The sequence below is a fragment of the Enterobacter sp. PTB genome, from assembly GCF_051130085.1.
Taxonomy (GTDB): Bacteria; Pseudomonadota; Gammaproteobacteria; order Enterobacterales; family Enterobacteriaceae; genus Enterobacter; species Enterobacter ludwigii.
Genome location: NZ_JBDKEE010000055.1, coordinates 1 through 8,049, shown reverse-complemented (window position 1 = coordinate 8,049; position 8,049 = coordinate 1). Strand labels below are relative to the sequence as shown.

Below are 8,049 nucleotides of genomic sequence, written 5' to 3'. Positions count from 1 at the left end.
TCGTGGTGGGACCATGACCGTTAACCGGGCAGGAAACTTTGTCACCTTTACGGGCAACGCCGATACCGCCGAACTTCATGGTTTCAGAAGCAGTTAATACCGAACCACCGTGGGTGGTTTTATCGCCTTTGCGGATAATCTGGAGCATTAATAAGGACCTCTATGAGTTGATAATTATCATTAGGTTAAAGTAACTAGCCTCCAGACAGATTAATCCTGTATCTGTTCCAGTAAGTCATTTAACTCATTCACTCTTGAAATATTCATGTCCATACGGCATATGCTGTACATCGGCGAACCGATTATAAATCCTTGGACATCACACCAATTTTCACGTGATGCAATCCAGTTTTTTTGCGCCGTAATTTACCGAGAATTTTTAAAATCACTCCCCTCTACTTTTGGAGGTAATTAATTTGATAACTGGAGCAACACTGACAAAATACCGAACAGAGATTATAGGGAATATATCTATTTTAGCTTCACTAGTTTGTTGCCTTTAAATGTCCACACTTCAGACTTTTTAGAATCACTGATATCTTGAATATTAATTTTGACTTTATCGCCGTCATTGTTAATCATAACAGAACCCATGCAGTAATCTATCGGCTTATGCACCTGGATTTTATTTTCAGAATCTAAGGAAATAATTCTAATTGCACCAGCCTCACAAGCATTTCCCATTGGAGAATCCTGGAATATCCAAACTCCAGTCCAAGAGTCAGCAAGGAGAGAGTAAGATGTCAAATATGAAGGAGACTCATACTCACAGTCATGCTTCGAAACAACTTTATCATTAAAGGATATTTCACATTGATTTCCATTTTTTATTGAATGAACTGTAGGCAAGTCGAAACTGTTTGCCATACTATACATAGGCAAAAGTGTAACTATCAAAGACAGAGTTTTTCGCATGTTAACCTCGATATCCTTCTCTCATTCCTAATTTTAATTTCTCTCTTACTTTAAAGCCTGCTTCATACTTGGTTATTGTATTATCTTTATTCAGATCTAAGCCTTTATTATCATTATAGCTTCTACCTTCATCATACAGAATGTAACTATCTGGTTTTCCTACAGCCCTGGGGCAGAATATAACCATATAAACATCTTCAATTGTTTTAATCTTTCCAGTGTACGGTTTGAAATATTTTTCCACATAATCCATTTGTTCTACCGAAGTCATGCCAGCCAATTCATTAGTTGTCGTACCTAAAGACCGCGCAGTATTCGACATAAATTGTATCAGGCCAGTAGCACTTCCATTTGGATTTCTAACGCTTGGGGAAAATGTTTCTCCTGTTTCAAATGCCATACATGACATTAAATAATCTGGGTTTATTTCCAGTCGCTCACAAACTTCAATAACCTTAAGTTTAAATTCTTTTGAAACTTTAGCACCCCATGCGATTTCATCAAGATTTTGGTCCTTTAATGAGCCCAGGAATCTAAGCGGGTGCATATGCCACAGTGAAGGGCCAAGTTTTTCAGATGTAACATCCTGCATCCATGCCATTTTATCGATAAAAGCCTCACTATAAGCCTTCCATTCCGGTGCTTCTTTCTTTAACGGTTCCAGAAATGACTGCCATATTGCATCGCCTTTTTTGTGATACCAGTCGCTCGGATGCTTCACTATCGCTTTTTGCACAACATCCTGGTAGTCCGGTCGGTGAATCGCCCGCAGGTATTCTCCAGAAGAGTAATACGGTTCCCCGCTGTCAATCTTATTCAGCAGGTACTGGTAACCGTGTTTTGCCATTGCATGGCTGGGACGCGGATCGTTTTTAGCCACTTCCAGAATCCATTCAAAAATACGACGCACCAGCCCCACTGGCTGGGTTTTACCGTCAAGGTAATCAAAACTCGGAGGGTCTACTATTTCCGTTCTGAACCCCAGTTTCCCCAGGTCATACTGAGATAATAATTCCGGTTGAGCCTGACCTTTGGGGACATAGCCATTTTCAGGGGGCAACAGCCAGTACTCCTGGTTTGTTGTAGCATCCGTCTCCGTTCTCAGGTCGCTCAGTTTCAGCAATCCGGCCCTGTTGGTCACTCTGCCGTCTTTCCCGAACGTTCCAGCCCGAATATTTTTACTGTACAGATCCAGATCCGGCGAATACTTCAGCCACAGCGGATGTTCAGCACCGGCCTTTTCCGGATTGTTGAGAAACTGCGGCAGGTTATCATCCATACTGAAACACTCAATATGCACCTGATAACGCGAAACATAACTTCCATCTTTCGGCGACTGATAATATCCCAGATGCCCAACCGGATCACCAGCGTGTATAGGGAAAGGCTCCGGACATACCACCTGGTCAAATACCATGCTGTCTTTCGCTGGTGGCATCAAGGAACGCCACCATGCAGGCCGCACCACAGAACCGGCCCCCAGGGCGATATTGTGGTTATCAACCAGCATCCAGTACTGCTGCCCGGCTTTAAGTGATGTTTTTACATTGTTTTTTTGTGCTTCTTCGTTCAGTCCCAGGTAAGTCACCAGACCGTATTTGCGCTGGTTGAAGCCCATCACATGCAGGCTGTCGTCAGACTCATCCCATTCGACAATGGCACCTTTCGGGATTGTTCCAGCCCGGTAACTACTGTTTACAGAATCCGGGTTATGGCTTGCCGCAACCATGAGCCAGTCAGGGTGATAAACCGACAGTGCATTCTGAACGGTCCAGAGGGGTTTATCCTGCAGTTCATCATAAGCCGAATAAGGGGCCAGATGCATATAGAGAGTATAAAAATGCAGGCCGCTTTTTTCCGTCTCCCCCGGCTGAATATAGTGACGTACCAGCAAAAATGAGCCGGAAAACAATAGCGGCCCGGATTCCCATGGAATATCGAGATAATCCTGGCAGATCCGGTAGGCAACGACTTCTCCGTCGGCCATACAACGCACAGCCTGCTCCCCTTTGTACGCCACAGGGAAGTCTGTGTGCTCTGATACCGCTTTGCCACTAAGCGCACACCAGGGGGTCGTGACCTGCGTGATATGGATCCCGGGATGCCACATCCCACTACGCCCGACAAGAAAAAGCCCCGTAGGTTCTCCGTTCAGATGAGCAAGCACATCCTCCTGATGACTAAAAGCATTTCCCCTGCGATCGGCAGGAACCGGCCATACAATTTTGGGTATAACAGACACGATGTTTTATCTCCGTCAGTCGTGAAATGACTTGCTGTCGATATGCTTCACTTCCGTCAGCGTAGATACGCCGAACTCTGAGGTATCTGCAGAAAGGCTCGCTCCCGAGCCAGGAACCAGATACTCCGCCACCTTCATGATCATCTTCCCTTCAGAGCCATGCTCAATGCCGTTCTCGCTCAGCTTCAGGTAAGAGCCGCCACCGTTCAGCGTCAGCGTTTTCGGCGTGCTGATGATAATTTCATCCTCTGTACTGGTGATGGTGACCTGCTTCTCCGCGCTGAGCGCCATCGTATTGTGCTGGGCCTGGATGGCGATATCCCCCTGACCGGCAATCAGTTTCATACCCTCTTTATGCGCAAAAAGCCCCAGTGACGCCTCTGCCGCCACCGAGACGTTTTTCATCGCCCCGAGGTCAAGGTGCTGACCGGCGTTAACCATCACGTTCTGGCTGGCCGTCAGTTGTACATGTTCACCCGAGGTGAAGGCCACGCCACGGGGGGCGCTCGCCAGCAGTACCGCAGACTGCAGCTGTTTCAGCCGTTCATCAAGCAGCGCCCTCTGGGCCCGGATATCACAGGTCAGCGCCTGAGCCGCCTGCGCCGCGTCATGCAGCGCCTGCATTTCGTTATTCGCCTGCGTTATCTGACTGACCGCCGCGCTCATCTCCAGCACCTGGCCCTGCGCTTTCGGCTGCTCGTCAGCGCTCAGAAACAGTCCACGCGCCGCACGAAGGGCACCGTACTCGTCGGTGCGCAGCTCAAAGCCGGTTCCCCGGACCTGGCGCTCAGCGTTGACCAGATGCCCCATATTCAGCTGGCTCTTGCCATATTCCGTTGCCAGCTTGATGTGTTCCTGCGCCTGCTGGTCCTCCAGACGCAGCTTGTTGTTGGACGGCGTACGCAGCACGTTACGGGTATGGTTGTCCTGCGTCACCGGGTCCGGGTGCTCTGAATCATGCAGGGCGCTGGCGATATAGGGGCGGTCCGGGTCGCCTGCATCAAAGGCAATCGCCACTTCCGTACCGTCCAGCAGCGGGGCGTGCCAGCCGTATTCATATCCGGCGTACGGCTTCGCGAGCCGCAGCCAGAGGTACGCTTCTCCGGCACCGCTGTCGCTGCGGTCCACGTTGACCCGGACGCGATAGCGCCCCTGGAGGTCCAGCCAGGCATAGCTGTCGCCCGTGGTCTCACTTTCCACACGCGCCACCAGTGTTCCGGCAACCACCGGACGGACGACCAGAGCAGGACGAAAACAGACCGTTTCACTGTAGGGAATGGCATCAAAATCCAGAATAAAGCTGCGGCTTCGGGAGCCACGAGCGCGAATGCGGGTGATAACCATCCCCTCTTTCAGACTCTCCGGCAGGGAAACGTCGCTCTCCAGCACCTGGCCGGGTAACAGCTGCGGGCTGGTCGAACGCCCGGTGACCTGGTGCTGTGCGTTCAGGAGACGCTCATGGCGCAGCCGGGCATAAAACGCCCCGGCTTCCGGGGTATCCGTATCCCCTGCCGACAGAAAAGGCTCCGCATAGTGGTAGACCTCTCCTGTCGTGATACCGTCGTCACCGCTGAGGCTTTCCGTGCTGTCCTGAGGTATCAGCGCCTGCCGGTAGTTGTAATCACGGGTGGTCACGCGGCTGCTTACCACCTGATGCGAGGTGCGGATAGCCCAGATGCTCGCCTGGCCGTTATCACTCGTCCCCGATGGAGAACGTAATGGTAGCCGGGTCCCGAACAGATACTGCGCCTGGGTATCCATGAACACCACAACATCCATCTGGCGTTTCTCATCCATCTCCGTGCGCCAGAAAATCCCGACCTCTGCCAGAATGCGCTGCACAAACGCCAGGTCCGTCTCCTGCCACTGGGTGATGAGTTCGCGTACCGGGTAGTCCCGCGTCAGGCTGAACTCAAAATCAGGGCCTTCCAGACCGTGCGAGCGCAGTATCTGCTCCACCAGCTCCGGCACGGTGACATTCTGATAAATGGCACTCTGGCGGGTGAACTGCAGCAGCGCAATGCGCGGCACCAGGGTGAGCTGGTACGTCGTTTCATCCGCCGAAGTGGAAAGTCGTCTGAAAGACTTCACCACGCCGTGCAGGGTACGCAAGGGGGTGGCGGCCCTGCCGTTAAAATCCGGCACCTGAAACGTAAATGACGCAAATTTCAGCAACAGCGCATCACAGGCGATATCCGCCGCCCCGCAGGTCACCCGGATATGATAATGCCAGGGTGAGCTGAGGGATTCTTCGGCCCTGAACGACAGCACATCCAGAAAATGCGGGCATTCATGCACGTCCAGACGGTAACGGGACTGGCTGATAAGCGTCTGAACGGCCAGGTCCGCCAGACCGGTCAGTATCTCACTCATGGTTCACCGCCTTTTCCGGGGCCACAAACTCCATCACGATGCCTTCCTCATCGTGCCAGCTGAGCGTCAGGTTTTGCGGCTTCTGTCCGGCTGCGAGGTGATGCAGCAGCTGCTGGCTCAGCACCGGCAGTATCTGCTGGTTGAGCAGGCTGTCGATATTACGCGCCCCGGTGTCCGGCAGCAGGCAGGCCGCCGCCAGCGCATCAGACAGGCTGTCATCAAGGGTGGTGGCGATGCCGTAGTGGCGGGTGAGTCGCTGGGTGACCTTCTCAAGCTTCATCGCCACGATGGTGCGAAGCGGTGCCTCGCCGAGCGGGCGGTACAGTACCGTCTGAAAACGCGCCAGCAGCGCGGGCTGGAAGTGGTCACGCAGCAGCGGTCTGACCAGCGCGTGCAGTTCGGCGTCCGTGGTCTGCTGATTTTCTGCAAGCTGCTGCATGATGTGGTCGCTGCCGAGGTTCGAGGTCATCAGAATCACGGTGTTGCGAAAATCAATTTCCCGCCCTTCGCCGTCGCGCATGAATCCCCGGTCAAACACCTGGTAGAACAGGTTCATCACGTCCCGGTGGGCTTTTTCGACTTCATCCAGCAGCACCACACTGTAAGGGCGTTTGCGTACCGCTTCGGTGAGAATACCGCCCTGGCCGTAGCCGACGTAGCCCGGCGGGGAGCCCTTGAGCTGTGAGACGGTGTGCGGCTCCTGGTATTCGGAGAGGTTGATGGTAATCAGCGACTTCTCCCCGCCGTACAGCGCGTCCGCCAGCGCGTGGGCGGTTTCGGTCTTGCCGGTGCCGCTGGGGCCCGCCAGCAGGAACACGCCCTGCGGGCCGTTCTCCGGCGTCAGCCCGGTTTTTGACGCCCGCAGGCGCTGTGCGATGGCGGTGAGCGCGGTGTCCTGGCCCACCACGCGCTGCTGTAACAGGGCTTCCAGATGCAGCAGCTCCGTCTGTTCGTCCTTCATTAATGAGGAGAGTGGCACGCCGGTCCAGTCGGCGATGACCTCCGCCACCATCCGCACGTCCACGTCCGGGCACAGCAGCGGGCTGTTCTGCTGCAGTTGCTGCAACTGTTGCTGCAGTTCTGCAGTCTGTGGTTGTGATTCGGGCGCGTTGCGGCTTTCCAGCAGCTGCGTGACCAGCGTTTTCTCCTGGTTGTAGCGGTCTTCCAGACGCTGCTGCTCTGCGGTGAGCTGGCGGGTCTGCTGCGCAATCTCTGTCAGCCGGGCGTCATTAATGTGCTGCCCCACCGCCTGGTCTTCCAGCAGGGCCTCCTCCTCCAGTACCAGGGCATTCTCCTGCGCCGCCAGCCGGGTGAGGGCCTCCGGGACCGTATCCAGACTCATGCGCACGCGGGCAGCGGCGGTATCCAGCAGGTCCACCGCCTTGTCCGGCAGCTGACGTCCGGTGAGGTAGCGACGCGAGAGCGTGACGGCGGCGCGAACCGCCTCATCGCTGATATGCACGCCGTGGTGTTCCGCGTAGCGGGACTTAAGCCCTCTGAGCATCAGGCAGGCGGTGTCGTCGTCCGGCTCATCCACCAAAACCCGCTGGAAGCGGCGCTCCAGCGCGGCGTCACGCTCAAAATACTGCTTGTATTCGCTCCAGGTGGTGGCGGCAATGGTTCTGAGTTCACCCCGGGCCAGCGCCGGTTTCAGCAGATTGGCCGCATCCGCGCCGCCCGCCTGGTTACCGGCCCCGATGATGGTGTGGGCTTCATCGATAAACAGCAGCACGGGGAGAGGGGATTGCTGCACCGCGTCGATGATGTTTTTGAGGCGCTGCTCGAACTCCCCTTTGACCCCGGCCCCGGCCTGCAGCAGACCGAGGTCAAGGGTGCGCAGAATAACCGGTTTGAGCGACTCCGGGACGTTACCTTCGGCAATGCGCAGCGCCAGTCCCTCCACCAGCGCGGTCTTGCCGACGCCCGGCTCCCCCACCAGAATCGGGTTGTTCTTGCGCCGCCGGGAGAGAATGTCCACCATCTGGCGGATTTCATTATCGCGACCAAACACCGGGTCAATTTTGCCGTCGCGGGCCCTGGCCGTCACGTCGGTGGTGAAACGGTCAAGCACCGCCAGCAGGGCGGTGGTGGGTTTGCCTTCCTTTATTGCAGGGGAATCAGCATCCACGGGACGCCCGATAAATTCCACGCTGCCGGTATCGCCGCCGTCACCCGTCATCAGCAGGGCATCTCTGGACTGCTCTTCCGGGCGTTCATCTGACTGCGCATCCAGCAACGGACGCAGCTGCGCTATCTGCCCGGTAGTCAGGGTAAGCAACGGCCAGAGACCGTCGCAGTGCAGCAGCGACGGATGGCTGCGAAAAGCCATCAGCAGATGGATACTGCGTATTTGCTCTTCCCCCGCCATCGACGCACACAGCCAGGCCTGGCGCAGCAGCTCGCTAAACTGCGCTGACAGTTTCGGGAGACGTCTGACAGTCCGGGGTTGCCGGTCCAGATACGCCAGCAGGTCCTGCCAGACGGTGTCCATGTCCCACTCATAGCGGCGGGCCAGCACG

Annotated in this window: 6 protein-coding genes; all 6 read right to left on the bottom strand. The window is 55.1% G+C overall.

Features of this window, described 5'->3' with window-relative positions; translation table 11 throughout:
- Positions 1 to 148, bottom strand: a 148-nt coding sequence (locus AAIR21_RS27035) for a PAAR domain-containing protein (RefSeq protein WP_434682726.1), incomplete at its 3' end; no start/stop codon positions are given.
- A gap of 62 nt (positions 149 to 210) precedes the next feature.
- Entirely contained in the window at positions 211 to 366 is a 156-nt protein-coding gene (locus AAIR21_RS27030) for a lysozyme inhibitor LprI family protein (RefSeq protein WP_434682725.1), read from the bottom strand.
- 105 nt (positions 367 to 471) lie between these two features.
- Positions 472 to 915 (bottom strand): hypothetical protein, encoded by a 444-nt coding sequence (locus tag AAIR21_RS27025; RefSeq protein WP_434682724.1) that lies wholly within the window; start codon positions 913 to 915, stop codon positions 472 to 474.
- Between the two features lies 1 nt (position 916).
- On the bottom strand, positions 917 to 3,157 hold the full coding sequence (locus AAIR21_RS27020) for a hypothetical protein (RefSeq protein ID WP_434682723.1): 2,241 nt from the start codon (positions 3,155 to 3,157) through the stop codon (positions 917 to 919).
- Between the two features lie 15 nt (positions 3,158 to 3,172).
- Positions 3,173 to 5,530, bottom strand: a complete 2,358-nt coding sequence (locus tag AAIR21_RS27015; RefSeq protein ID WP_434682722.1) for a type VI secretion system Vgr family protein — start codon at positions 5,528 to 5,530, stop codon at positions 3,173 to 3,175.
- Positions 5,523 to 8,049, bottom strand: a 2,527-nt coding sequence (gene tssH / locus AAIR21_RS27010) for a type VI secretion system ATPase TssH (protein ID WP_434682720.1), incomplete at its 5' end; no start/stop codon positions are given. The genes tssH and AAIR21_RS27015, both read right to left, overlap by 8 nt.